This is a genomic window from Desulfuromusa kysingii (assembly GCF_900107645.1).
Taxonomy (GTDB): domain Bacteria; phylum Desulfobacterota; class Desulfuromonadia; order Desulfuromonadales; family Geopsychrobacteraceae; genus Desulfuromusa; species Desulfuromusa kysingii.
On the sequence record NZ_FNQN01000002.1, the window covers coordinates 285,001 to 310,790 of the forward strand.

Sequence of the window (25,790 nt, forward strand, 5' to 3'; positions counted from 1 at the left end):
CCTGCTACAGACAAGCAATACGAGCTGATAGACACTCATCTTCGCCCATCTCAAACTCACGACAAATCCATGGTCTTATGGTGTAGATAGTACAAGACATTGTTTTCCGGTCCAGCGCTGAACACCAGCCATCTTCTAAGCGTGCCATACTCCTCCTCCCCCGAGCATCTGTCACCGTCAAGGAATCAGGGACTTCAGGGTCATCAAAAAGCATTGCTTCCAAACGGCAGCAACAGGCCTTACAGTTGGCACAGGTTGGTTCGTTAGCGAGCTGGGACTTGGTTTGGTTTGACATAAGATCCTTTTTATTCAAAAAAACGATAACGGCAACATAACAAAAACCCCGCAGTAAGTTGCGGGGTTTTTGTAGATAACAAGACAAAAAGTTCAGCCTATTTCAGCTTAAAACCAATCAGGGCTTCAGGAGCTATGACTCGGAAGGTGAAAGATTCCGTCGCAAAAAAGTTAATTTCTGTCGCGGTATGGCTGTGATAACCAACAGCAAAATCTTGGCCGACAGTCAACTCCAGATCACCACTTCGATTAGCCACAAGCAAAGCATCCTTGACCAATTCCGAATAAATAACCTGCCCCGCAATCTGCCTTTCAACAATGGAGCGCAATGTTCCACCAGGGGATGTCCGCGCAAGGAACTTCCAAATATCCGCTGAAACAATCAGATTGGCAGGACCTTCAACACCATCTTTGAGCATCTGCGTCTGCCCTTCAGAGATGGCATCCACCAAGGCATCCATTTCAAGAACAAACGATAGCTCATTCCCTTTTACAATATCCTGTAAACCAATGATCATACCAGGCTTGAAACCACTATAAATAGCCTTTTCTTCAAACATGGCCAACTCGCGACATGCTTCTACCAGTGCGTCCAGTTGGAGATCCTTAGCTCCTCTCTCAACATTGTCCAACTCCCAGGTCTCCAAGGTAAAGTTAACTCGTGCTTCGACGAGCGGCAAAACCTGATGCAACCCGTAACCAACCTTCTCACCCTTTTGTGCTTTTGGAAGCGATAAACGTCCTAGAGTCACGCAAGCATGACCGATTCCATGAGGACCATCGATATCGATATATTTCCGTCCTGACAGGGTTGCAACCAGAGTTTCTTTAGCCATCGAGTCGATTTCATCCCAACCTTTTGGGCTGATGGGGGCAAGTTCTCTACGTAGTAAGTCCATAAATAAATTTCTCCTATCCAAAATTTCCTATCTTTTTAAACTACCGATTCCCAATCCCTGACCTGCAAGAGAAGCAGCAACATCTTTATTCGCGTCCAGAGTTGCACCCAGAAACTCCTCTTCAACTTCCTGTGCCCCTTCCTGATAAAATTTTTCTTCTTCGGGATCGAGTTCTTTCAAAAGACGTAAAAATTCCCCGGCATGCACTTTTTCCTCATCGGCGATATCAATCAGAACCTTCTGGGCAAGGACATTATCCGTTGATTCTGCAAGTTGCTGGTAGAGCTGAATCGCTTCGTATTCAGCTGCGACCATAAAGCGTATAGCACGCACCAACTCTGGGTGAGTCAGCATGCGATCATGTTTGAGAACACTGAATGGGTGACCAAATTCCGGCATTTTTTCCTCCTTGACAGCTATTAAGTGTGTCTCCAACGGGAAACTTCAGTTGGAGACGATGTCCGCGTTTAACCAGGCTATAAAAATAAGCTCAACCAAAAGCATAGCACTTAGCTACCTACATTCAAGTGTTTAGACTGACGCCGGGATGGTAATACAACGCTCGCGGCCAGACCGAAATGAGAGGAAAAATCCGCAGGTTAAACGGGGAAAAAAGACAACATGGACGAGGATAAAAAGACGGATTTCGGGTCTGGAACACAATCACGAGGGAATAATTTAGACGTGCCAGAGCAGAGGGTTAGACGCTAGGAACTCATCAACAGCCCCCCCTCAAAACTTACTTTGGTTTCAATGATTAAAAATCAGCGTGATCCTAGCTTGAGAGTCGTAAGCAGGAAGGGTGTCAACTCGGTGCTAAACAAAATCTGTTGCGCCCCTGTTCCTTCGCACGGTAGAGAGCACCATCAGCTAAAGAGATCAATGTTTCCGGTTGATATTTATCAATTGGAATCAAGGTTGCTGCTCCGATACTGATGGACACAGTGCTGCCCACTTCAGAATTCCGATGGGGAATCTGCAACGCGCTAACCGCTTCGAGGACCCGTTCCGCGACCTTCATCGCCCCCTCTAAGGCAACTTCGGGGAGTAAGAGGACGAACTCTTCTCCGCCGTAACGAGCCGCCAAATCCGCGGGCCGTAAAACTGATCCAGCCAGTGCTGCAGCAACATCACGCAGGCAATCATCACCAGCCTGATGGCCATAATGGTCATTAAATTTCTTGAAATAGTCGATGTCACAAAGCAGCAAGCTGACCGGCTGACCTGAGCGCTTGAGCCGTAACCACTCTTTGGCCAGCGTGTCATCAAAGCAACGACGATTCGCAATCTGGGTCAGGCCGTCGATGTGAACCATCTTTTCCAATGCCTCCTGAACCTGTTTACGACTGGTGATATCTTTAAACTGGGCGACGATACCAGGACTACCATCAATCATGATAAGGGGGGCCGTCGTTAGCAGATAACAACTATCTTCTGCCACCTGACCGGACAGACAAAGTTTGACTTCAGTGGTCTTGGCAGTGCTACGACTTTTCAACGGACAAGTTGCGTCTTGACACAGATTATGACTGAGAAACGATGAACAGGTCTTGCCAAGCACTTCATCATCGGTCTTGTCGAGCATCGCCAACATCGCATCATTCACCCTGATAATGCGTCCATCCTCCCGCAACACCCACATAGGATCGCTGTAAGCGGAAAAGATTTGTTCCAGCTGCATGCAGGCGATATCAGATCGGAGTTGTCGAGTATTATTTTCTCCGAGAATCTGCTCATAACTGGTCTGAATCTGCTTCATCTCGTCATTTAACTGCAACAGGCGTTGATTTTCCTTCTCAAGTTGCAGAATTTTATTTTCCAGTTGCTTCTTACTTTCAGCCATCTCAGTCCCTACAATCAAATTTATCAGTGCAATAGATATCAGAAATAGAAAACCTGGAGAGCAACAAAACTGTCTATTCTGTAATCACCTCAAACTCTGGTGGATCTGCAATGGCTTTTTTCACTGAACACATGCCCGCAGCACGGACAATCGCCTTTTGATACTTATCCGGAAAGCCATCGGGGAGCTGAATCGCCATCTTGACTTTTTCCAGTCGACGGCTCTCTGGATGGCGATCAATATCCAGGGTCATTGTCATCCCTTCTGTGGATAACTGCCGCTGCTGACAAAACCGTTGCGCATAAAACCCGGCACAGGTCAGGATCGAGGAAAGAAATAACATGTAGGGCTCTGGTGCTGAATTGGTTCCGCCATTGTCTTCAGGTTGGTCGGTGGAAACTTCAAACCCGGAAAAATTTGCATTTACTACTGCTCCGCCAGGAAAAGTAGCTGTAATCATTGCCATGAACGTTCTCCTTGTAGATTTGTAAGTATTGATCTGTTTCTTTTTCTTAATCCATCAGTCCCCAAACATCTGACTGATGTTATCAAAAAAACTGCTAGCACTTGCCGCTTCATCTTCCGGGGTGCTGTTCGTCTTTTGTTCGCCGGCTGACTTCTGGATTAACTCTTCCGGAATTTCACTGAGAAAGCGGCTGGGTTCACGTTGTTCCAGCTTGCCGTACTTGCGTCGTTGCTGGGCACCAGAAAAGAAAAGTTGCTGTTGCGCACGAGTTATACCGACATAGCAGAGTCTGCGCTCTTCATCAATATCAAAAGTTTCATATATTGATTTTTTATGCGGCAGGAACCCCTCTTCCAGACCGGTGAGAAAGACAACGGGGAACTCCAAACCTTTACTGGAATGTAAACTCATCAAAGTCACCGCATCAAGTGCGAGTTTGCTCTCTTTATCATTTTTACCTGGAGCATCATCATCAAAAAGAGATATGCGATCTAAAAAACCAGTCAGGTCAGGATCAGCTGTTCGGTCCAGATAAACGGACATGCTGTTCAGCAACTCTTCCTGATTTTCTACTCTACGTCTGGCAACTTGAGGATCCTTTTCCTGACGATAAATCTCGTCTGCGAACTTCAGTTCGACAAACAACTCCTGTAACGTCTCAAGCAATCGCAGCGGCTTCTTGAAGCGCTGCTGATAGCGCTTAATCAGGGTGGTGAAATCTGCACAAGCTGATGCCGTCCGCTCTTTCACTTCGGCAACCTGCTGCGGCTGTTGCAAAACCTTCCAGAGTGAAATTCCCCGGTCGGCAGAATGGCGAATAATCCGGTCAATGCTCCCGGCGCCAATGCCACGTTTGGGATAATTGAGAATGCGGAGCAAATTCACTTCGTCAGCGGGATTTTGAATCACTTTCAGGTAAGCAATGACATCTTTGATCTCTTTGCGGTCAAAAAACTGCTGACCACCAATCAAAACATAAGGGATATTTTCATAACGAAGCTGTTCTTCAAAAGCCCGGGATTGACTGTTGGTCCGATAAAGGATTGCAAAGTCACCATAATTGAGTTTATGGCGATACTTCTCGGCATGAATTCGTTCCATCACCTGACGGGCTTCATCTTCACTATCTTCACACAGGTGATATTCAATCTTTGCCCCACTCCCAGAAGCGGTCCATAACGCCTTGTCTTTACGTTTTACATTATTCTTGATGACGGCATTGGCAGCGGCAAGAATGTTTCCACTTGAACGATAGTTCTGCTCCAGCTTAATCACTTTCGTCCCTGGGAAGTCCTTTTCAAAGTCGAGGATGTTAGCGACATCTGCCCCGCGAAATGCGTAAATGGATTGATCATCATCGCCAACCACACAGAGGTTACCGTGCGCGCTTGCCAGCAGTTTCAATAAACGATACTGCACTGGGTTGGTATCTTGATATTCATCGACCATCTGATATTGAAACCGGGAACCATAGTGTTCAAGCAGGTCGGCATGTTCTTCTAGCAGTTGTACCGTAAACATGAGCAAATCATCAAAATCAACCGCGTTGAAGGCTTTCAGGGCTCTCTGGTAACGGGGATAGACCGCAGCGACAAGCGCAGAGACAGGATCTTGATCGCTAGCCTGATAGTTGTCGGCAGAGATCAGGTGGTTCTTGGCACTGCTGATCCGCCAGAGGACTTGATCCGCATCGGCAGAGCTGCTCTCTGAACTCAACTCTCGCAACAGATCTTTTATCAACCGTTGCTGGTCGGCGGACGCATAGATAGAAAAGTTCTTTTTGAACCCGAGCCGATCAATGTGGACTTTGAGGATGCGAACACAAAGAGAATGAAACGTTGCGATCATCATCCCTTTGGCCGCAGCTTGGCCCACCATCTCCCGAACCCGCTCGCGCATCTCCCGCGCAGCTTTGTTGGTGAAGGTTACGGCAAGAATCTGTTCAGCAGGAATTCCCTGGTGCAGCAGATGGGCAATTCGGCAGGTAATAACCCGGGTTTTCCCCGATCCTGCACCAGCTAAGAGGAGCAGTGAACCTTTTTTATGGATGACGGCTTGACGTTGTTCTGGATTAAGACTGTTGAGGTCGAACATATTATGTCTATACTCTGTTATCAGTTGTTGATTCGGGTGCATTCTTCTGCTAAATTGCGCCCCATGTTTCGATTAGTCATTCTACTTATTAGCCTTGTTTGGGCATCGTTAATGCTGATTTCTTGGAGTGGGGCAACCCCGGTCCAGAACAGTGCAGACGTTGAGATGCCCATCTCTGTCAGCTCCTAAGCCCTTTTAATCACGGCTTATCTCTGCTATTGCGGAGCGTACGCGATTTTTCTCTGCGCCTCACCTGGCATATTTATCCCCCTGTTTAGAGTTCCGTCGCTCCAGTTCAGCATCAATGGCATTCAGCACTTCCCATTTATTGATTGACCACAAAGGGGCAAGCAGTGCCTTGCGTGGGCCGTCTCCAGTGAGGCGGTGAATAAGCGTCTGTGGGGGCAACCGTTCAATAAAATCGACGACCGTCTCAACATACTCATCCATCGTCAACATCTGCACCTCACCACGTTTATAATATTCACCCAGAGTTGTCCCCTCTAAAATATGCAACAGGTGAATTTTGATACCGTCAACATTCAACCGTGCAATCTCAGCCGCAGTTGCCATCATATCAGCATGACTTTCACCGGGAAGGCCCAGGATGACATGGACACAAACCTTCAGGTTCCGCTGCTTGGCCCGTTGATAGGCGTCAAGAAAGCAGGCATAGTCATGCCCCCGCTGGAGATAATCAAGGGTACGGTCATAGATACTTTGCAGCCCCAGCTCCAACCAGAGATCTGTTTTCTGATGATATTCTCCGAGCAGATCCATGACCGGTTCCGGGACACAGTCCGGTCTGGTGCCAATCGCCAAGCCAACCACATCTTCCACTGCAAGTGCCTGATCATAATAATCACGCAACTTGGAAACGGGAGCAAAGGTATTGGAAAAAGGTTGAAAATAGGCGATAAACCACTTGGCCCGATATTTTCTTCGCATCACCTCTTTGGCATTCTCTATTTGCGTCGCAATCGATTCGCCGCGCTCAATACCGACCGAACCGGATCCTCCCGGACCACAGAAAATACAACCATCCGTATTGCGCCCACCTTTGCGGTTCGGACAGCCAAAACCTGCATCAATAGAGATCTTATGAACTCTGCCACCAAAGCTTTGCTTCAGATGGGTCGAGTAGAGATTGAAAGCTTTTTTTTGCATGGCCGGAACTATGCCAGTTGCCGGGCGACAGAGCAAGGGACTTATTTAAAAGGCTCAATTTCAACAACGTAATATTGATAAAAAGTCAGGACGCCACTCTCTGATTCGGTCTATAATGATTCTTTCAGCTCACTTTGTATCCATACAGTTACTGACGAATAGCAATAACCTGCGAAAGAAAAGGAAAGCGAATGGCAGCCCTTGCCGCGACGCCTGGAAATATAAAGCCCCTGAAAGTTTGCATCCTCTGGCACATGCATCAACCCGATTATCTCGACCCGATCAGCGGACAGACCCTACTTCCCTGGACCTGGTTGCACGGCGTCAAAGATTATGGGGAAATGTTAGATACCATTGTCGAAACCGACGCACGGGTCACCGTCAATCTGGTTCCATCCCTCCTTGAACAATTAGAACGTTACAGCAACGGGACAGATCATGATCGCTGGCTCGACATCCTCTCACGCAAGCCGGAAGAGCTCGCCGATACCGAACGTCAGTTCATGGTTGAGCATTTCTTCTCCGTGAACGAAGAAACCCAGATTCTCGCCCACACCCGGTACCACGAACTGTTTCGTCAACGTGGCAAAGGGGCACGACCCGACGCTCTGAACTTTAACGAACAGGACCTGCTGGATTTACAAGTCTGGTTTCTGTTGGCCTGGACAGGTCATTATCTGCGGCAAAAATCCACTCTGGTTGCCAAACTTTTACAGCAGGGGACACATTTCCGCGAAGAGCAGAAGCAACAGTTGTTAAGTTGCTGCAACGATGAGGTGAAACGAGTCCTCCAATTTCATCGCCAATTAGAAGAGAGTGGTCAAATAGAGATCTCTGTGACCCCCTATGCCCATCCAATCTTACCGCTCCTTTGTGATTTACATACGGCACAGGAAGCGAGCCCAGGCCTCCCCTTGCCGGCAGCGACATTTCGCTACCCGGAAGATGCCCGCTTGCAGGTGCGGGAGGGGTTAAAAACAGCTGAACGGATTTTTGGTCAGCGTCAACGTGGCATGTGGCCAGCAGAAGGGGGCGTCAGTGAAGCCGCTGTGACCATATTAGCGGAGGAAGGGGCCCTCTGGGGCGCAACGGATGAGGACATCCTCGCCCGTAGCCTTAACGGCGGTCTGAGTGATCGCAGTAAACTCTATCAGCCTTATGAATACAACGGCCTGCCGTTACTGTTTCGCGACCGTGAACTCTCTGACCGAATCGGTTTTCTTTACGCCAGCTGGGATGGCAAAGAAGCGGTCAAAGACCTGTTACAACGGTTGCATACCATCGCTCGATTGGCCCCGGGGGGAACCGTCGCGATCATTCTGGATGGTGAAAACTGTTGGGAGCGCTATCCTGATAACGGCTACCCTTTTCTGCGCGACCTGTACCTGTCTTTAAACCTTGCCCCGGATTTGCAGATGGAAACAGTTCAAGAAGCCCTCTCCCACTCTGAACCGCGTCATCTGGACCGGTTAGCTCCCGGATCATGGATTCGTTCCGACTTTACTACCTGGGTGGGCCATTCTGAAGAAAATCTGGCATGGGAGCTGCTACATCAGGCGCGCCAGGACACTGTCACCAATGAAATCCACCACGCCCTTGAACACCCGGATGAGCCCCTCACTGATCTGGTGCGTGAACTCCTTCGTGCCGAAGGGAGTGACTGGTTCTGGTGGTACGGTGATGAACATGCTTCAGCTCAGGCTGAAATTTTTGACCAGCTGTTCCGCCGGCACCTCGAAGGGTTGTATCAACTTCAAGGTCTTTCTGCCCCAGCCCATCTGTTTAAGGCGATTAAACCTGTTTCGGTCAAGGCCGCAGGCTTTGAACCCACCGCATGTTTTACCCCTGAGATCGATGGTTTGGTTGGAGATTATTTTGAGTGGTTAGCTGCAGGTTGTATTGAGCTGTCGGTTGGTGGTGCTATGTATGCCAGTCGTGAGAGCTTACAGAAACTGCACTACGGTTATGATGCCGCCAATCTCTACTTCAGGATCGACCAGATTGCGATGATCAGACGTCTTGCAGGCCAGAAAGGGATCTTTGAGATCCGTTTGATGATCAAAGAACTCTTTTATATCCGCTATAATCTTAGTAACAACATCCTTGAGATTTGCCGTAACGGCCAAGTTTTGGCCTCAGGAGAGGCGGCGAGTGATCAAGTCTTAGAGATGGCGGTTCCATTGGACAAGCTCGAGCTTCATCCCGGTGATATGGTGACCTTGAGTTGCCACGTCTATAAAGATAAACGTGAAAACGGCCGGTGGCCAACTGAAGGCAGTGCCAGCTTCTGTTACCGTGGAGCGGTTCTGGATGAAGAAAACTGGCTGGTTTAATGTTAAAATAGTATTTTTGCTGACCGGATAAAAACGTTCTTACCTTGAAAGGAAAAAGTCATTGTCAGAACTACGTTGGGATCCATTAAAAGATAATTGGACTATTCTCTCGCTGGGGCAAGGCCGTCGGCCACAAGATTTCTGGCAACAGCATGAAGCTCCCCCCGCCAGTTTTTGCCCTTTTTGCTCCGGAAATGAAAGTCATACCCCGGCGGAAATTTATGCTCACCGTCCGGGAGGAAGCCCTCCCAATCATCCGGGATGGCAAGTCCGGGTCATTCCAAACAAAGTTCCGGTTCTCGGGATTGAAGGAGAACTGGACAACCGGGCAGAGGGGCTTTACGACCGGATGAACGGCATCGGCGCCCATGAATTGATTATTGAAACGCCTGACCACGAAACCCAATTGGCGGATATGACAATTGAACAGATGACTGAAGTCCTGAAAGCCTACCGGGCACGGTTGCTGGACCTGCGGAATGATAGCCGCTTCCGCTATATTTTCATCTTCAAAAACTGTCGAGTTGGCACCGCTTCCCGTATCCGCCATTCCCACTCTCAGCTCATTGCCGTGCCGCTGATACCACCATTGGTGGCCACGGAACTGAACTCTTGCCGTGAACATTTCCAGCGCAAAGAGCGGTGTCTGATCTGCGACCTGATTAAACAGGAACGCAAACAAAAAGAGCGCATTGTCAGTGATGACGGTGCCTTTCTGGTTTACGCCCCTTATGCTTCTCGCTTTCCCTTTGAGTTGATGATCACTCCGGTAGAGCACAAGCATGACTTTGCGGCACAGACCGATCAACAATTGAAACAACTCGCGAGGACTCTACGCCAGTCCCTGCAACGAATCAGAACAGTTTTACGTGACCCACCCTACTCATTAATTCTGCATAGTGCTCCGCCGGTCCATTCTCGCTGGGGACGTCCCGATTATTGGGCGATGCTCCCCTTTAATTACCATTGGCATATTGAACTGGCCCCGAAGCTCACCAGAATGACCGGCTTTGAATGGGGCTCAGGTTTCCATATCAACCCAACGGCACCAGAAGAGGCGGCTGATTTTTTACGCCGGGCAGACATCAACGCGACGGTGAAACATGACAGCTAATTTTTTACAAAGGTACTACCCACTGGGTCTACAGTGTGGCCGCAACGCCTGGGATGGAGCACGACTGACACCACAGTTTTCACAAACCCCACGGCCCCAATGGACTTACTTCCGTCACTTACTTGCAGATCACCTGCGGACAGTAGCAACATCCCCCTTTACCGCAGCAGAGATGGAGCTTTGGGCGACGCTGAATGAGGTGCTGCGCTACGTTGCCAGTGACTTCCTCAACAGACGGGGTTTCCGGCTGCAAAACAACCAAATCAGCCTAGCCGACAAAACTCTCCAGGTGGCAAATGTCGATCATCTGTTACAACAATATTTACAACTTTTCCCGGTCCCTGAAATCGAGTTAAAGCAGATAGATTCTGCGAGGCTGATTTCTCTGCTGGAGGAGACACAGCAGACTCGGGAGCTGTTTCTGGAACTGGTGCTGCTCTACGTCCAGAGTCAAAATGTAGCATTGCAACCGGCGCGGACCCTTTTTGCTACGGAAGAGCAGCGGCTAAATGACGTCAGCCGTTATCGTCAGCAACTTGAGTTCATCGATCAGGAGATACCAGAAACAACAGACACTTTTAGCTCGCGACCACAAACACTCCTGGCACGACTGCTGGAATCCATCCGACAAGGGAAAACTCTGCAACAACAATTAACTCTCTTGCGGCAGATCTGGGGCGCTATCCTGCCAAAAACATTACTGGATCGCATTTCTACTGCTTTTGAACAATATGAACAGGAGGGCTTCCAACCTGGATTCCCGGGGAAACCAGAAACAATCGCATTAAACCCGGCAGTTTCTATGGATGAAGAATATGCCGATTTTACCATTGACCACGACTGGATGTCACGGACGGTGTTACTGGCGAAGTCAACCTATGTCTGGTTGGTACAACTTTCGCAAAAATACCAGCGCTCGATTCAGCGCCTTGACCAGATTCCGGATCAAGAGTTGGACCAACTCACCGACGACGGCTTTACCAGCCTCTGGTTGATTGGCATCTGGGAGCGCTCGAAAGCCTCTTTAAAAGTCAAGAACCTCAGCGGTCAACGACAAGTTGCCGCATCGGCCTACGCGATTGATGATTACCGGGTTGCCGCTGACTTGGGCGGTGACAGCGCGCTGGAGGATTTACGCCACCGTTGCCGCCAACGTGGACTGGACTTGGCTTGTGATGTGGTCACCAACCACACCGGAATTGAGTCAGCTTTGTTGCGCGAACATCCCGATTGGTTTATCCAGCTTCCTCATCCGCCATATCCTAGCTATCGTTTCACCGGTGTCGATCTAAGTGAAGACCCCACCTATGCGATGCAGATTGAAGATGGCTATTTTGATCATAGTGAAGCGGCCGTGGTCTGTCGCTACCAGAACCGTCAGACCGGAGAGGTTCGTTTCATCTATCATGGCAATGACGGAACCCACCTGCCGTGGAACGATACAGCACAATTAAATTATCTCTTACCTGAAGTCCGTGAAGCCATGATTCGCCTGATTATCGAGGTGGCGAAACGGTTTCGAATTATCCGCTTTGATGCCGCTATGACGCTGGCGAAAAAACACTTTCAGCGTCTTTGGTTCCCCCTCCCTGGAGGCGGTTCCGGAGTCCCATCACGGACCGATTATGCTATGAGTCAGGAAGAGTTCAATCGCCACTTTCCCGTCGAGTTCTGGCGAGAATTGGTCGATCGGATTCGCGTCGAGGCTCCCGACACGCTGTTGGTGGCTGAAGCCTTCTGGTTGATGGAAGGCTATTTTGTCCGCACCCTGGGGATGCACAGGGTCTACAACAGCGCCTTTATGAACATGTTAAAGAACGAGGAAAACGGCAAATACAGGGAAACCCTGAAGAATATTCTGGCCTTTGATCCGGCCATATTGCAACGCTTTGTCAACTTTATGAGCAACCCGGACGAAGAGCCCGCCGTTGAACAATTTGGCGATGGCGACAAATATTTCTGCGTCGCGACAATGCTGGCGACGATGCCAGGGTTGCCGATGTTTGGGCATGGTCAGGTTGAGGGATTACACGAAAAGTATGGGATGGAGTATCAGGCGCCACGTTGGCAGGAACAGGCCAATCAGCAATTGATTGAGCGACATGAGCAGCAGATCTTCCCTCTGCTGCGTAAGCGGTCATTGTTCAGTGGCGCTGAAATGTTCCAACTCTACGATTTTTCTTCAACTTATGGCGTCGAAGAGGATGTTCTTGCCTACAGCAACAGGTTAGCAAACAATACGGTTCTGGTCCTCTGTAACAATTCGCAGAAACAGATTTCCGGTAAAATAGGCCCGGCGGTGCCGATGGCCGATAAAAACGGGGTGAGCTTCCTCCACGCCTGCGGCATTGATGCCGATCAAGACTTTGTGCTGATGACCAACATCAGTGGTGGGCTGCAATGTCTTCAACCCGCAGAACAACTCCGCTCAGGGGGGAACTTCCATCTCCAACCTTACAGCCATCGGGTTCTGACCCATTTCAATAGTCTATCGGATCAAGACGGTCGTTGGCAGATGATCTGGGAGCGCTACGGTGATTCCGAACGACGGAATCTGTTGCTTGACCACGATGCAATCCTCATTGAATCCAGCTGGGATCTGGCCCACGCACTTCTTGAGCAGTCTTTTAGCAACAGGACTCACTCCAAATTTGAGCAACTCATCGAGAGACTCTTCGCCTGCTACCAAGCAGACAGGGTCACTTTGATGCCAGCAGAATACCTGCTTGAGATCATCGTTCAGGTCCTTTTCCCCGGATCAATGCTGCAAAAGGCTGACTTTTTAGAGCTGGCAACCCTCTTGCAGCGATCTCATCCCATGGATGATCGACAACTGTTCCAACAGCTTGATCGCTTCTTCAACCAACAATCATTCAGGACCCTGCTCTCCTGCCACTACTACGATCATGTCGACTGGCTTGCCGAGGAAAAACTCACAGATTTCTGTCTGATGATGCTGCAATTTGAAATCTTTAACTGTCGCTCAATAGCGAAACATGACCTGCCAGCAGCTCAAGCAAGAATTCTACAGCTGCTGAAGCAGCTCAAGCGGCTGACCCGATTGGCGAAACAGGTGGGCTATCAAGTTGACGCATTGTTGCAGCAACTTGAGACCGAAAAGATCACCGCGAAGGTTATTCCTGTCACAAAAGACCAAGGGATGAAGATCCTCTTCGTCGCCTCAGAGGCAACCCCTTTTGCCAAAACCGGCGGTTTAGCCGATGTCGTGGGCTCCTTGCCGCGAGCGTTGCGGCAACTCGGCCATGATGTGCAGGTGGTGATCCCTTATTATCGGGAAACCGCACGGGTAAAGGTCCCTCAAGTTAAACAAAATAAAAGCATTGAGATCACCTTCCACAACCGAGCTTTCCGAGGCAGTCTGAAACAGGCGGTCTACGATGGGGTCCCCTACTGGTTCATCGATACGCCTGAACTCTTTGATCGTGAAGGACTTTATGGAACCGCAGCAGGTGACTATGAGGATAACAGTTTACGTTTTGGCTTTTTCTCAAAAGCGATCCTTGAAATGGCAAAGGTGCTTGATTTCAAACCTGACATTATCCACATCCATGACTGGCAGAGCAGCCTGATTCCCGCGTTGCTCAAGACCAGCTATAGCCAACAGGAATTTTATGCGCACACCAGAACCCTGTTGACTATCCACAATCTGGGCTATCAAGGAATGTGTGCGACTGACACCTTAATGAAACTGGAATTACCCCCGGAGTTAGGTTCATCTTCAGCTCTGGAATACTACGGCCGCTTATCGATCCTCAAAGGTGGAATTAACTTTGTGGATTTGATTAATACCGTCTCCCCCACCTATTGTCAGGAAATCCAAATTCCTGGGCAGGGACAAGGTTTCGACGGTCTCTTGCGCGACCGCCGCGAAGATCTCTCTGGGATCATTAATGGTCTGGATCAGCGCGTCTGGAACCCGGAAACAGATCATCATCTGTCCCACCACTATGCTGCTAAAAATTTACGCGGCAAGGGGTTCTGCAAATCCTCGTTACAAAAAGAACTCAATCTGACCACCCGCAAAGATGCCCCCATCATTGCTGTCATCAGCCGTCTCGACCAGCAAAAAGGGATCGACCTGATTGAGGCAATCTGGGAACAACTTCTGGATCGCGACGTTCAATTTGTCCTCTTGGGTTCAGGCAGCCAACCACAGATGCAATTCTGGCAAGAGCAGCAAGGACGTTATCCCGGTCAGGTTTCGATCAACCTGACCTTTGACGAGACCCTTTCACACCGGATCTATGCGGCAGCGGATCTGCTGTTGGTCCCGAGTCGCTATGAACCTTGCGGCCTCACCCAGATGATTGCACTCACTTACGGCGCCTTGCCGATCGTCCGCCGCACTGGTGGACTTGCGGATACGGTCATTGATGTCAATGAGAAGCCGAAATCAGGCTACGGCTTTGTCTTTGAGAGATCAGATCCTTCAGAGTTATTGCATGCGATTGACCGAGCGTTGGAACTTTATGCGAACCAGAAAGGTTGGCGATCGATCGTCAAGCGAGGGATGTCTCAAGATTTCAGCTGGGGCCACTCTGCCCAGCGCTATCAAGCTTTATATCAAGACATGCAGGCAAAACAGGCCGAAAACAAGGTCTTGGAGGATAAACCTGTTTCGCCCAAAACCTGACGAAGTCTTCACTCACAACACCAAGGGAGTTTCACGGAGACAACTCCATTCGCCCATGGATGCATCATAAAGTCGATATTGCGGATATCCAAGCAGCTCCAGAACAAAAACACAAAAAGCGGCGCGGATACCCGACTGACAATAGGTGACGATGGTCTTGTCACGACGGAAGCCCAGATCGGTCAACATCCTTTCCAGTTCATTGTTTGACTTGAGAAACTCCGCTGCCCCCTCGCTGGGGGCAGCCAACAATAGATCTGACCAGGGACAGTGTCGTGCACCGGGAAGATGTCCACGACGCAGATTTTTAGTCTCTTCTATCCCCCAGTACTCAGCTTCCCGGCGGGCGTCCCAAATTTGTACTTCCGGGTTCTGGCACCATGATCGCAGCTCTTTCCAGCCGATAAAATAGTTCTCCCGGCGCTTAATGATCATGTCGGAGCCAAACTCTGGACGTTCTAAGATTTTAGAAACCGGACGCTGCTGGCTTATCCAACCTCTGCCACTGCCATCAAGGATACTGACGTTATCGACTCCAAAATGGCGGCAGACACATCTGAACCTCGCAGCGAGAAGACCGTTCTCATCATCATAAATAATGTAGTGTTTGTCGCGTTTGAGCCCAAGGTCATGACAGACAGTCTGAAACTCATCAGCAGTCATGACATATTGGGTCTTCTCACCGTTAGTGTCATAGCGTTTAAGGTGGGGATTGGTGGGCGAACAGACAGCTCCGGGGATATGCCCCTGTAGATAGGAGCTCTTATTCCGGGGATTTTCAATCACCTGAATTTGAGAATTATTCAAGTTCTCTTGCAGCCACTCAGGGCTGACCAGCAAGGGGATCGTCATCAGGTGTTGTGCTCCGGTTAGAGACGGTAGAACAGGAGCTATTTTAAACAGCTCCTCTACCTTCACCAAGGCTTGGCGATAGTCACAGAATCAACCACTTGACAGGCTTGAACATCTCATTCTGAACCCTGTCAACAGCACACTCCGTCCAACACCCGCCTTACCGTTTGGATTAATTCCGGCATGGTCAAAGGCTTCATGAGAAAAGCATCGGCACCGAAATTTTTAACTCCATTTTCATCAACCTTGTTGCTATAACCGGTGCAGACAATGGTACGAATATCGGGCCTGATCTTCTTCATCTCCAGAATCAGCTCCCGACCGGTTAAACCCGGCATAGTCTGATCTGTGAGCACCAGTTGGAAACCGTCGGCATTGGCAGCAAACAGTTTCAGAGCTTCCTGACTATCAGTCATCACCGAGACCTGATAACCCATCTCGGTCAACATGGTGTGACTCATTGTGGCGACCATCTCATCATCGTCAACCAGAAGGATTCGCTCGTCCCCGCTGGGCAACCCGGTGACGTTAAGCATGGGCTCATCGGCAGTTGCCCCTTCACAGACAGGGAAGTAAAGGTGGAAGGTTGCCCCTTGTCCGTTGTGACCTTCGACGGTAATCATCCCCTTAAGCTTTTCCATCACCCCTTGAACCGTCGCAAGCCCCATTCCGGTATGCGTCTCTTTGGTGGTGAAAAAGGGGTCGAAAATCTTTCCTTCAAGCCCTGGAACAATGCCGCAACCGGTATCCTTCACGCTAAGGTGAAGATAGCAGCCGGGCTGACAAAGGGAGTGGGCAGAAATTTGCTGTTGTTGTAATTCAACAGTTTCCAAGCTGACAGTCAGGCTCCCCTGATCTTCCATGGCATGGACCGCGTTATTACAAAGGTTAAGGAGAACTTCCTGAACCTGAGAAGCATTCGCTTGAATGTAGACAGGAATACTTTCTGGGCTTAAGTTCTGCTGTAAACAGACACTGCTGGGGATGGTCGACTTGACCATGTCAATCACTTCGGCGATCGTCTCAGAGAGTTGCAACCGCTCACTACATTGATCGTCCTTGCGGCTGTAGGTCATGATCTGTTTAATCAGGTCACGGGAACGCAGAACGGCAGTTTTAGCGCGGTCAATAAACTCATTGACCTTAACAGGATCGTAGCGTTTTATTTGTGCCAGTTCGAGATTACCGAGAATAACAGAAAGATTGTTATTGAAATTGTGAGCCATACCTCCGGCCAGAACACCGATGGCTTCCATCTTGTACTTCTGCTGCAATTGGTGTTCTAGGTCTCGGCGATCGGCTTCAGCTTTGACCCGATCGGTGATGTCATGGATGATGGAGAAAAGCAATACCCTCTTTTGTACCTGGATGGTGGTCGAATAAACTTCAACGGTCCGGACTTCCCCGCTGACAATCCGGTGCGGAAAAATAAAATGGTTCTCTTGCCCCTGATAAACACTTTGCCACGCCTTGACAATGATATCAGGGGATTCCATGTTGATCTGATTTATATTGGTCGCAATCAGTTCTTCATGTGAATAGCCATAAAATCTCTCTGCCGCCAGATTGGCATCAACGATCAAACCATTGTCAGGATCAACCAGAAACATCACCGCACTGTTATTCTGGAACATCTTCTTAAAGCGTTCCTCACTCTCGCGCAGGTTTTCCTCTGCTTTTTTTTCTACGGTAATATCCCGCGCGACCGCTACGGCTCCAGCGATGTTCCCCTGACGGTCAAAGTAGGGAGCGAAGCTATAGGTTCCAATCCAGGTTTCACCGGTATCCTTGCGACTTAGGATATACTCAACATTGGCCTCAGACTCCCCTCGCAAAGCTCTGGAGATTGGCCATTGAGACAAGGGGACCGGCGTCATATCCATCTGGTAAACTTGTAGGATTTTAGAGTATTCTGCTAAATGAAAGGTATATGCGTCCTTGTTTTTGAAGCGATGAAAACCAGCAAAGGCCTCGTTCAGATAAATCAGCTTCCCGGTATTATCCGAGACAAATACCGCATCGACCATCCCCTCTAGAATTTCATCGACCTTATCCTGATATCTCTGACGCTCCAGTTCGGCTTCTTTGAGGGCAGTGATGTCATTACCGATCGCAAGAATTTCCTCGAGGTTCCCTTCATCATCAAGAATCTCTTTATTCGTCCAGGTCACCCAAACCGTTCGACCGTCTTTGGTTATATTTTCACTCGAGACCGATACATATTGGCTGGGATTTTTTGTAATATCTGCAACCAGTTGATCGAGGTAGCGTCCCGTACTTTTTTCGACGTCCGGAACAATTGTCATGACCTGACGGCCCAGCAGCTCATCAGCGGTGTAACCGAAAAAGCGCAAGCCAAAACTATTGATATAACGGATGATTCGGTCCTTATCCCAGCGGATAATAATACTGTTTGCAGACTCAAGGAGCTCACGAGTGAAATTGAGCTCTTTTTGCAACTTTGAATTTTCTTCCTTTAGCTGTGATACGGACTCATCGTTCATCATTCTACCTCTCGGTTTTAGTCTTCTTCGAGGATGGAAATTGCGAACTACATAACCACGTTGACATTAATACCATTATTGTATTTGGTTGTTCATCTCTAATCTATTGTTATGTTTCACAATTGTCAATTTATACCTAATTCCCATTGCCATTTTATATTTTTATTCATCTGTGCCGCTGGCGTTTCCTTTCATACCCATTCAAATCACTGCCACCTAAAGAAAATCTGGATGAAACCGCCTCAGTTCGTTATGATGTGGTTTCACAACAACCTAACGAGGTCAGCATGTCAGAAGAAAAAAGTGCTTGGATGTGCCATATTTGTGACTATCATTCAACGATTGGTTCAGGGATCGCCTGTAGTGAATGCTTCAAGATTACCTGTAATGAACATATAACCACAGCGACTGTGATGAATCCCGAATCCGGACTTTATGAATTAAAAAACATCTGTGTCGAATGTCAGTTCAAAAAAACTCTAAATCACTAATATTAGCCATAAAGCCCTGCCCTGCCGGGCCATGAGAGAATTATGTCAAACTCCAACAGCAGACTCGTATACTCGGATGAAATGGGATCGACGTGCAAAAACTGCGGTCACCCGCTACAAAAATGCCATTGCAACCAGCAACCAGACAAGCACCCCAAAAGTGATGGGATCGTGCGGATTCAACGTGAAACCAAAGGGCGTAAAGGCAAAGGGGTGACAATTTTAACCGGAATCCCTCTGAACGGGCCCGAACTGAAGTCATTGGCAAAAACGCTGAAACAAAAGTGCGGCACCGGTGGAACCATCAAAAATGGGGTGATTGAAATCCAGGGGGACCACCGTGACCTGCTATTTGATCTTCTTTCAGCAAAAGGTTGGCAGGTTAAAAAAGCGGGGGGATAAGCGGATCCCCCCCCGCAACTTAGCTACCGAAATAGATTATTCAAGCTATCCACCCGCTTTATTTCAAGCAAGGCAGAATAGCAGTATGGCTCTCCCAAAATACATCACCTTTAACAAACACAACCAACAGATGATCACGGTTCTGTTTTTCTGCCATTTAATCTGGGGATTAGCTCTGGTGGCTTTCTGCTCTGTCGGTCAACGGATGAGCCCGGAAATCCCTTGGTTGACGGCCATATTCCTCGCCTTGCAACTTTATTCCGCGGCACAACTGCTGCTTCCGGCTCTGCTTCTAGAGCAAGAAAAACGTTCGCGCGGATTTTATTTTTTTTGGTTTAGCATCATGGTCCTGACCTTATTGCTGATCAATAAAATATCGATTGTTGGGATCTGGCAACTCCCACTAGTCGGGGTCAAATCCGGGTTGTTACTGTTCACCGGAACCCTGATCGGAACGGTACTGGCCCGCTTCGTCAACAAACTCTGGGAAGTAATCCCCATATGTATTGCCATGGCTCTGGCTGACCTTTTCAGTTGGTGGCTCGGACCGACGGCTAACTTTGCCAAAGAGATTGAACAATATTACCTTGCCCCGGTGGGATCACCTCCACTCATCGACATCGTTTTGGTCAAGTTGGCTCTCCCGAATGCGACCAGCCTGGTCCCGGTATTTGGGATCTCTGATTGGATCATGGTCGCCTTCTTCGTCAATGTTTCACAACATTACGCCATCAACGACAATCTGCTCGGGTTGTCCGGTGCGGGATCGGCAACGGGAACACTCCGGAGTCGCTATCTGCCGGTAGCCGTTGTGGCTCTCTTTACTGCTGTTATCCTGGCTCAGTCGAGCGGATTGTTTATTCCCGTATTGCCGCTGATTGCCACGATGATGTTGCTCTGGTATGCCGTCCATCAACTGCGTTCAGGTCAATCGACGGATTAATATGGAAAAATCGAAATTCATCAAAGCCTTTCTCAATGCCAAACCGCTGCCGCTCGATAATATCACCGAGGCCAGAAGACTCGAAAACGCCCGCTCTTCAAGATCGGCAAAAGTTCCTTTTCCCGGGCATATTGACAATGTTACAGCGGACACAGCGGCGGGAACAACCAAAGTCAGAATCTACACCCCCGCGGGAATTGGCCCCTTCCCCATCATTTTATACATGCACGGAGGTGGCTTCAGTATTGGCAGTCCCGAGACCACCGATAATCTCTGCCGGGTTTTCGCCAAAACGGCAAAAGCGGTTCTGGTCAGTGTCGACTATGCTCTGGCTCCTGAACACAAGTTCCCTTATGCGTTGGAGGAATGTTATCGAACTGCGCTCTGGATTCTGGAGAATGATGTCGCCCTCAATATCAGGGCAGACCAGTTGATCATTGCCGGAGACAGTGCTGGAGGAAATTTGGCAGCGGGGGTGTGTCTGCTGGCTGGGACGAGAAAAGATTTTAGCCCCATCTATCAAGTATTGTTCTGCCCGTCTCTTGATCTACAAACAGAGCATCAACACAAAATCAAAGACGTCAATGACAACCTGCTAACAGCCGAAAACAGCCGGACCTTCAGTCACTATTACCTGCAAGATCCAAATGACGTCAGCAACCCGTTGGTATCACCGCTTTTGGCAGAAGATCTTTCCAACCTCCCGCCGACGACGATTATCACCGCTGAGCTGGATGCTCTGGCGGCCGAAGCCATTGCTTACGGGAAGCGGTTGCAAGCGACAGGAATCGCCGTAATCCACCGCCACTACCTTGGGCAGGTTCATGACTTTGTGTTGTTTGTGAAGTCCTTGGATGAAGCTCGGGAGGCGGTTGAATATAGCGGCCATGATCTCATCAGGATAGTGGCCGAATAACCACCAGAATCTGTACCGTAAACCAACCTTTAAACTTCTCCAGCGGGTTTAGAAAAGATGACTGCTGCTGGCGGTCATAACGGCTCGTTGCAGCCATTTTCACGCTTACAGATCAATATTCAGACAATACTCACCGGGGCAAAGCCCCCCCCTGCGGTTTTCATATTGGTCACCTGCCCTTGATATAACCGAGCCCCGACGCCAAGCAGATGATTACGATAAACAAACAGACGGACGTCCATTTTATACTCCTGCCCCTCTGTAGACGTCTCAACCGATGGCGGAACCAACTGCTGAACTAGGGTTGTTTCAGGATCAAGATCAGCAAATCGTTTTCTGGTGATCCCTTTCCCGAGAAGAACTCCGCGACCGCCAAATGCGGTGACCGGTTTAAAGATCAACTTTTTTCGCCGTGACCAGAGATCACCCTCATCCTGCCCGGACAACAGGGAACTGGGGGGAACGACTTTTAGTAGCAACGCGGTATCTCTGGCTGACAGACCGAGATTGTCCAGCGACTCAGGATCAGACCAAAGCACCATCCTCCGCTTGTCAGCCAACAATCCGTAAGCAAAAGGGTTGGGGGAGAGACAAACCTGAGCGGTTAAATAGGCCTTTTTAAGTTCCTGCATCGGCTCAGTTTCAAGAAAAAAATCACAATGACGATTATAGATCAGGTCGACCTTTTCAGCGTTGAAATAGACACCATCGGCTTCCACCTGAAGATCTTCCGGGGAGGCGACATGGGCGTCAATGCCATTTTCACACAACCAATCGCGGAAACCGATCATTTCGAGAAACAGTGCCTGCTGGTCCAGGTTTTCATCCATGATGATAACCCTCTTCAATGGCTCATCAGCCGCAGAAAAATCCTGCCACTCCTGCAAGAAACTGTTCAACAATCTGCGTTTGAAGCGGTTGGAGAGAGCTGAACGGGTAGACGTTCCAGCCTGTTGCTCACTGAGCCAAGCGATATAAGCACCACCGGCATTCGTATTGACCTCGATCAAGCGTGGACCATCGGCGGTTAAGTGAAAATCATATCCCATCATCAATGCGGCGTGGTTGGGGTCAAAGCGGGCAACCTCGGGTAAATCAGGGAAGACTTTGTGGCGATAGCCACTGGACTGGCTTACTCGAAACAGCAAACGCACCAGCCGCAACATTTCACACAAATCCTGGCGGGGAATATGGGCCCTCACCCGGCTGATAAGGGATTGGTTATCTATAGACATTATGCACCTTTTAAAAAGAATTAATCCTGCGGATAAAGGACTTCAGCAAACCATAACTGCGCCGGTTAAAATCAACGGATAACCGTGGCAAGTGTTTCAGATCGGGCTGATCATCTTCTTCAGGAAAGTGAGAGCACAGACTCATCTTCCCTCCGGGGATCAGAATTCCACTAAATTCATTGGTGAGAATATGGAGATGATCAGAATCAAGAACTTTATTGAGGCGAATGATCAACTTGTTTTTAACAAACCGCAACGAGTGATAATTACGATAGAATTCATCTATGACCCGAACCGCTTCATCAGGATCACGGGTTATGGTGAACAGGCTGAAATCCTCACCAGAGATCAATCCCCTTTTCAGCAGGCTTTCTTTGAGAAAATCCAGCCAGTCAGTCCAATAACCACCTTCATCATCGATCATCACCAGTGGAATCGGTGGATTTTTTCCCGTCTGAATTAAAGTCATAATTTCCATGGTTTCATCCAGAGTTCCAAACCCTCCCGGGAACATCACCACGGCATCGGCCTCTTTGAGAAAAGCGACTTTGCGGTTGAAGAAGTATTTATAGGTGATCACTTTTTCATCTTTGTCCATCACCGGGTTGGTGTCCTGCTCAAACGGGAGACGGATATTAACAGCGAAGGAGTTTGCCGCACCTGCCCCCTCGTTGCCAGCACGCATAATTCCAGGGCCGCCACCAGTAATGACCATATAATTGTGTTCCACCAGCATCCGGGAAAACTCAACGCAGGTTTTATAGATCGGCGCATCGGCAGGAGTTCTGGCACTGCCGAAAATGGTTACTTTTCTACGGTTTCGATACGGAGAGAAAACCTTATTGGTGTAACGCATTTCTTTCATCGTTGTGCGCATCAATTTTTGGTCAGCCAGGTAATCATTCTCCTGACCCGACTTCAAAGCTCCCAGAATCATCTGGCGAATCATATCAGGATGATGAACTCCGGTTTTCCGCATCAGCTGGTCAATAAGCTCATCTATCACTCCGTTACAGCGATCAAAACGTAATGGCATAGCAACCTCCTCCTGATCTTTTCAGTTCATTGTGCTCCCACGAAAAAAGCGGCAGCATGATATTATCATACTGCCGCAAAAAAAGTGGCCAAAGAAGTACGTAAGCCGGGTTCTGTTTCCCGCTGAAGTTACCCGCAACGGGACAGTGATCATTCATCTAGGACCGTCGTTGCCAACGGTCTCCAGCAGCCAGACCCGGGAACTTTGGGCGGACAACCCTCAAACGTTCCCCTATTCGACCTTGCTCCGGATGGGGTTTACCGAGCTTCTGACGTCACCGCCAGAACTGGTGAGCTCTTACCTCACCCTTTCACCCTTATCCACACTGCGCCCGAAGGCTGGTGTAGACGGTCTCCTCTCTGTGGCACTTTCCCTGAGGTTACCCTCGGTTCCCGTTAGGAACCATCCTGTCCTGTGGAGCCCGGACTTTCCTCCCTCCAACGCAGCTAATGCTACGACAGACGGCGATCACCTGTCCTTCTTTGACCAAATTTGATGATTAAGAAATATTCAACATCAGTTGTCAATTTCGACATAAAGAATCCGGTTACAGTGGGGGCATGTCTGGATTTCTTCAACTTTGAGCAGCTTGTTATACTGTTGTGGCGGCAGCTGCATATGGCATCCAAGACAGGCTCCATTGCTAGCTAACGCGAGAGCAAGTCCGCCCCTGCGTTTAAACAAAGTATGATACTTACGCAGCAGGCTCACAGGGAGTTCAGTGGCAACAGACTCGCGGGCCTGAGTCCGTTTGAGCAGAATTTCATCGGCTTCTGCCAACGATTTTGCCAGCTCAGCACCGCGAGCTGCTGAATTTTCCTGGATCACTGCAAGTTCTTCCTGTTTTTCCTTGAGGTCTGCTTCCAACACAGCAACTTCTTGTTGCTTGGACAGCATTTGCTCCTCAACATCTTTGTTGGCCTTCTTAGCGGTATCGATCTCTTTCAGAACCGCAACATATTCCTTCTGCGTTTGAATCTCCGGTAACCGAGCCTCGACCCGATTAACATTATCACGCTCCTTCAACAAACCTTGCTGTAATTCAGCTTCTGCCTGTCGCAAAACAGCAACCTCTTCGGTCAACTGGTCGAGCATCTCCTGCACCCGTGTCGCATCGACTTCAAAGTCTTTCAATTCTTTATGGTAACCTTCTCGGGTTGCCTCGATAGCGCTGATCTCCTGATCAATCTCCTGCAGATCTTTCAGCAAGTTCATTGTGTTTTGCACGTTAATAACCTCCATTTTCAGTCAATGTTGTGACAGTCAGAACAAAATAAAAGGATCACTCTCGGCTGTCATTTCTATTACCTCAACCTCTAAATTCTGTCGGGATAAAACTTTCCGTAATCGCTTGGAGAGCTCTACCACCATGATTTGTTCTGTTGCAAAATGTCCGGCATCAATCAACGCAACGCCTTCAGCTCTTGCCCTTTGTGCTTCATGAAACTTGATATCAGCGGTCACCAGACAATCCGCACCTTGCCGTGAGGCTGCGGAAAACAGTGACATCCCTGTGCCACCACAGACCGCGACACGCTTTATCTTCCGCTCTAAATCTCCAACAATTTTCACCGTAGATAGATTTAATGCCCCCTTCACCTGTGCGGTGAATTGCTGTAGCGGAACCGCCTGTTCAAGCTGACCAATTCGCCCCAGACCCACATCGGTACGCTGATTTGCCAGTGAAATCAGGTCATAAGCGACCTCTTCATAGGGGTGAGCTTTCAGCATGCGGGACACAACTTTCTGAATCAACGCCGGTGGAACAATTGTCTCAAGACGCACTTCTTCTGTAACAACAGACTCTCCTGGGGCACCAATAAAGGCATCGGTTCCCTGGTCACCACGGAACGTTCCCACTCCGTGACTACTGAATGAGACGCGATCATAGGCCCCAATCCGTCCTGCTCCAGCAGCTAAAATGGCATCACGAACTTTCTCCTCATGACCGAGGGGTACGTAGACAACCAGTTTGTAATAATGACCGGGTTCAGGAGCCTCCAGGGGAGTTGTTTGAGTGACTCCAAGCCGTGCAGCAAGCCAGTCGTTCAAACCGTCTGCGGCACGATCCAGATTCGTGTGCGCACAGACAACAGCAATGTCGTGTTTGATTGCTTGAAAAAGAACCCGTCCAGTCATATCAGTAGGACTCAGGCGTTTGAGTGGTCTAAAAATCAAAGGATGATGGGAAATAAGAAGTTGCGCTCCACATCGATGAGCGGCTTCAATTGCGATCTCTTCGGGATCTAAAGAAATTAAAATTTTATCAATTTTTGCTCTTGGGTCACCGACCTGAAGACCAACATTGTCCCAATCTTCAGCTAAAACAGGGGGACAAAGACGGTTAAGAAGGCCGATGATATCAGCGAGACAGGCGATTTTCTGTTTAGCCATACAGCCGCCCCCACAAAAAGAAAGAGTGCACCGGTTTCTCGGTGCACTCTCTAGTTATTGCTTTCCCTATACTTACCCTCTGCGACGCGACCTTTACGTCTACCCTGGGTTCTATCTCTGGCAACGTAAACTTGGATAAAAGACTGTCTCCGT

The 25,790-nt window shown here is 49.0% G+C and carries 19 protein-coding genes, 1 other RNA gene and 1 pseudogene; 7 read left to right on the top strand and 14 right to left on the bottom strand.

Features of this window, described 5'->3' with window-relative positions:
• Positions 1 to 4 precede the first annotated feature (4 nt).
• From BLU87_RS04470 to mnmL, 7 genes and pseudogenes are all read right to left on the bottom strand, one after another.
• Positions 5 to 295, bottom strand: coding sequence for a YkgJ family cysteine cluster protein (locus tag BLU87_RS04470; protein WP_092345127.1), 291 nt, complete (start codon positions 293 to 295; stop codon positions 5 to 7).
• A gap of 97 nt (positions 296 to 392) precedes the next feature.
• A complete protein-coding gene (locus BLU87_RS04475) occupies positions 393 to 1,193 on the bottom strand; it encodes a family 1 encapsulin nanocompartment shell protein (protein ID WP_092345129.1) in 801 nt (266 codons plus the stop codon).
• Between the two features lie 117 nt (positions 1,194 to 1,310).
• A pseudogene (locus BLU87_RS04480) lies at positions 1,311 to 1,592 on the bottom strand (ferritin family protein); the annotation flags it as partial.
• 406 nt (positions 1,593 to 1,998) lie between these two features.
• Entirely contained in the window at positions 1,999 to 3,036 is a 1,038-nt protein-coding gene (locus BLU87_RS04485) for a diguanylate cyclase domain-containing protein (protein WP_092345133.1), read from the bottom strand.
• A 73-nt stretch (positions 3,037 to 3,109) separates the two neighbouring features.
• Positions 3,110 to 3,502 (bottom strand): OsmC family protein, encoded by a 393-nt coding sequence (locus BLU87_RS04490; RefSeq protein ID WP_245706367.1) that lies wholly within the window; start codon positions 3,500 to 3,502, stop codon positions 3,110 to 3,112.
• A gap of 54 nt (positions 3,503 to 3,556) precedes the next feature.
• Entirely contained in the window at positions 3,557 to 5,596 is a 2,040-nt protein-coding gene (locus BLU87_RS04495) for an ATP-dependent helicase (RefSeq protein ID WP_092345135.1), read from the bottom strand.
• Positions 5,597 to 5,845: 249 nt separating this feature from the next.
• The gene (gene mnmL / locus BLU87_RS04500) at positions 5,846 to 6,763 is read right to left on the bottom strand and encodes a tRNA modification radical SAM protein MnmL/YtqA (protein ID WP_092345137.1); all 918 of its coding nucleotides are present in this window, start codon (positions 6,761 to 6,763) and stop codon (positions 5,846 to 5,848) included.
• 191 nt (positions 6,764 to 6,954) lie between these two features.
• Between mnmL and BLU87_RS04505 the strand changes: the two genes are divergently transcribed.
• The 3 genes from BLU87_RS04505 to glgA all read left to right on the top strand — a co-directional run bounded on the left by BLU87_RS04505 (position 6,955) and on the right by glgA (position 14,864).
• Complete coding sequence (locus BLU87_RS04505) at positions 6,955 to 9,096, top strand: glycoside hydrolase family 57 protein (RefSeq protein WP_092345139.1); 2,142 nt, start codon at positions 6,955 to 6,957, stop codon at positions 9,094 to 9,096.
• 61 nt (positions 9,097 to 9,157) lie between these two features.
• Positions 9,158 to 10,210, top strand: a complete 1,053-nt coding sequence (locus BLU87_RS04510; protein ID WP_092345141.1) for a galactose-1-phosphate uridylyltransferase — start codon at positions 9,158 to 9,160, stop codon at positions 10,208 to 10,210.
• Complete coding sequence (gene glgA, locus BLU87_RS04515) at positions 10,200 to 14,864, top strand: glycogen synthase GlgA (RefSeq protein ID WP_092345143.1); 4,665 nt, start codon at positions 10,200 to 10,202, stop codon at positions 14,862 to 14,864. Before BLU87_RS04510 ends, glgA begins: the two co-directional genes overlap by 11 nt.
• A 12-nt stretch (positions 14,865 to 14,876) precedes the next feature.
• Here glgA and BLU87_RS04520 read toward each other — a convergent pair whose 3' ends face one another.
• Both BLU87_RS04520 and BLU87_RS04525 read right to left on the bottom strand, forming a co-directional pair.
• The gene (locus BLU87_RS04520) at positions 14,877 to 15,716 is read right to left on the bottom strand and encodes a sulfurtransferase (protein ID WP_092345145.1); all 840 of its coding nucleotides are present in this window, start codon (positions 15,714 to 15,716) and stop codon (positions 14,877 to 14,879) included.
• Positions 15,717 to 15,847: 131 nt separating this feature from the next.
• Positions 15,848 to 18,223, bottom strand: coding sequence for a PAS domain-containing hybrid sensor histidine kinase/response regulator (locus BLU87_RS04525; RefSeq protein WP_092345147.1), 2,376 nt, complete (start codon positions 18,221 to 18,223; stop codon positions 15,848 to 15,850).
• Between the two features lie 284 nt (positions 18,224 to 18,507).
• On the opposite strand from BLU87_RS04525, the gene BLU87_RS04530 reads away from it, so the two are divergent.
• The 4 genes from BLU87_RS04530 to BLU87_RS04545 all read left to right on the top strand — a co-directional run bounded on the left by BLU87_RS04530 (position 18,508) and on the right by BLU87_RS04545 (position 20,972).
• Positions 18,508 to 18,711 carry a hypothetical protein gene (locus BLU87_RS04530; RefSeq protein WP_092345149.1) on the top strand — a complete coding sequence of 68 codons (204 nt, stop codon included), beginning with the start codon at positions 18,508 to 18,510 and terminating at the stop codon, positions 18,709 to 18,711.
• A 42-nt stretch (positions 18,712 to 18,753) separates the two neighbouring features.
• Entirely contained in the window at positions 18,754 to 19,113 is a 360-nt protein-coding gene (locus tag BLU87_RS04535) for a translation initiation factor Sui1 (protein WP_092345151.1), read from the top strand.
• An 85-nt stretch (positions 19,114 to 19,198) separates the two neighbouring features.
• Positions 19,199 to 20,056, top strand: coding sequence for a hypothetical protein (locus tag BLU87_RS04540; RefSeq protein ID WP_092345153.1), 858 nt, complete (start codon positions 19,199 to 19,201; stop codon positions 20,054 to 20,056).
• 1 nt (position 20,057) lies between these two features.
• The gene (locus BLU87_RS04545; protein ID WP_175498262.1) at positions 20,058 to 20,972 is read left to right on the top strand and encodes an alpha/beta hydrolase; all 915 of its coding nucleotides are present in this window, start codon (positions 20,058 to 20,060) and stop codon (positions 20,970 to 20,972) included.
• A gap of 119 nt (positions 20,973 to 21,091) precedes the next feature.
• Here the strand turns inward: BLU87_RS04545 and BLU87_RS04550 are convergent, their stop codons facing one another.
• From BLU87_RS04550 to BLU87_RS04570, 5 genes are all read right to left on the bottom strand, one after another.
• Positions 21,092 to 22,207 (bottom strand): hypothetical protein, encoded by a 1,116-nt coding sequence (locus BLU87_RS04550; protein ID WP_139167465.1) that lies wholly within the window; start codon positions 22,205 to 22,207, stop codon positions 21,092 to 21,094.
• A 10-nt stretch (positions 22,208 to 22,217) separates the two neighbouring features.
• The gene (locus BLU87_RS04555) at positions 22,218 to 23,243 is read right to left on the bottom strand and encodes an LOG family protein (protein ID WP_092345159.1); all 1,026 of its coding nucleotides are present in this window, start codon (positions 23,241 to 23,243) and stop codon (positions 22,218 to 22,220) included.
• An 86-nt stretch (positions 23,244 to 23,329) separates the two neighbouring features.
• Positions 23,330 to 23,727: RNase P RNA component class A (gene rnpB, locus BLU87_RS04560), an RNA gene on the bottom strand.
• Between the two features lie 32 nt (positions 23,728 to 23,759).
• Positions 23,760 to 24,470, bottom strand: coding sequence for a zinc ribbon domain-containing protein (locus BLU87_RS04565; protein ID WP_175498263.1), 711 nt, complete (start codon positions 24,468 to 24,470; stop codon positions 23,760 to 23,762).
• A 36-nt stretch (positions 24,471 to 24,506) separates the two neighbouring features.
• Positions 24,507 to 25,637 carry a Nif3-like dinuclear metal center hexameric protein gene (locus tag BLU87_RS04570; RefSeq protein WP_092345163.1) on the bottom strand — a complete coding sequence of 377 codons (1,131 nt, stop codon included), beginning with the start codon at positions 25,635 to 25,637 and terminating at the stop codon, positions 24,507 to 24,509.
• Between the last annotated feature and the right edge of the window lie 153 nt (positions 25,638 to 25,790).

Bases quoted from the DNA above. Each gene is read 5' to 3' on its own strand.
- BLU87_RS04555 (WP_092345159.1), bottom strand. From the start codon at position 23,243: ATGCCATTACGTTTTGATCGCTGTAACGGAGTGATAGATGAGCTTATT.
- BLU87_RS04485 (WP_092345133.1), bottom strand. From the start codon at position 3,036: ATGGCTGAAAGTAAGAAGCAACTGGAAAATAAAATTCTGCAACTTGAG.
- BLU87_RS04470 (WP_092345127.1), bottom strand. From the start codon at position 295: ATGTCAAACCAAACCAAGTCCCAGCTCGCTAACGAACCAACCTGTGCC.
- BLU87_RS04530 (WP_092345149.1), top strand. From the start codon at position 18,508: ATGTCAGAAGAAAAAAGTGCTTGGATGTGCCATATTTGTGACTATCAT.
- BLU87_RS04495 (WP_092345135.1), bottom strand. From the start codon at position 5,596: ATGTTCGACCTCAACAGTCTTAATCCAGAACAACGTCAAGCCGTCATC.
- BLU87_RS04525 (WP_092345147.1), bottom strand. From the start codon at position 18,223: ATGATGAACGATGAGTCCGTATCACAGCTAAAGGAAGAAAATTCAAAG.
- BLU87_RS04550 (WP_139167465.1), bottom strand. From the start codon at position 22,207: ATGTCTATAGATAACCAATCCCTTATCAGCCGGGTGAGGGCCCATATT.
- BLU87_RS04570 (WP_092345163.1), bottom strand. From the start codon at position 25,637: ATGGCTAAACAGAAAATCGCCTGTCTCGCTGATATCATCGGCCTTCTT.
- BLU87_RS04475 (WP_092345129.1), bottom strand. From the start codon at position 1,193: ATGGACTTACTACGTAGAGAACTTGCCCCCATCAGCCCAAAAGGTTGG.
- BLU87_RS04505 (WP_092345139.1), top strand. From the start codon at position 6,955: ATGGCAGCCCTTGCCGCGACGCCTGGAAATATAAAGCCCCTGAAAGTT.
- mnmL (WP_092345137.1), bottom strand. From the start codon at position 6,763: ATGCAAAAAAAAGCTTTCAATCTCTACTCGACCCATCTGAAGCAAAGC.
- BLU87_RS04520 (WP_092345145.1), bottom strand. From the start codon at position 15,716: ATGACGATCCCCTTGCTGGTCAGCCCTGAGTGGCTGCAAGAGAACTTG.
- BLU87_RS04545 (WP_175498262.1), top strand. From the start codon at position 20,058: ATGGAAAAATCGAAATTCATCAAAGCCTTTCTCAATGCCAAACCGCTG.
- BLU87_RS04540 (WP_092345153.1), top strand. From the start codon at position 19,199: ATGGCTCTCCCAAAATACATCACCTTTAACAAACACAACCAACAGATG.
- BLU87_RS04535 (WP_092345151.1), top strand. From the start codon at position 18,754: ATGTCAAACTCCAACAGCAGACTCGTATACTCGGATGAAATGGGATCG.
- glgA (WP_092345143.1), top strand. From the start codon at position 10,200: ATGACAGCTAATTTTTTACAAAGGTACTACCCACTGGGTCTACAGTGT.
- BLU87_RS04490 (WP_245706367.1), bottom strand. From the start codon at position 3,502: ATGGCAATGATTACAGCTACTTTTCCTGGCGGAGCAGTAGTAAATGCA.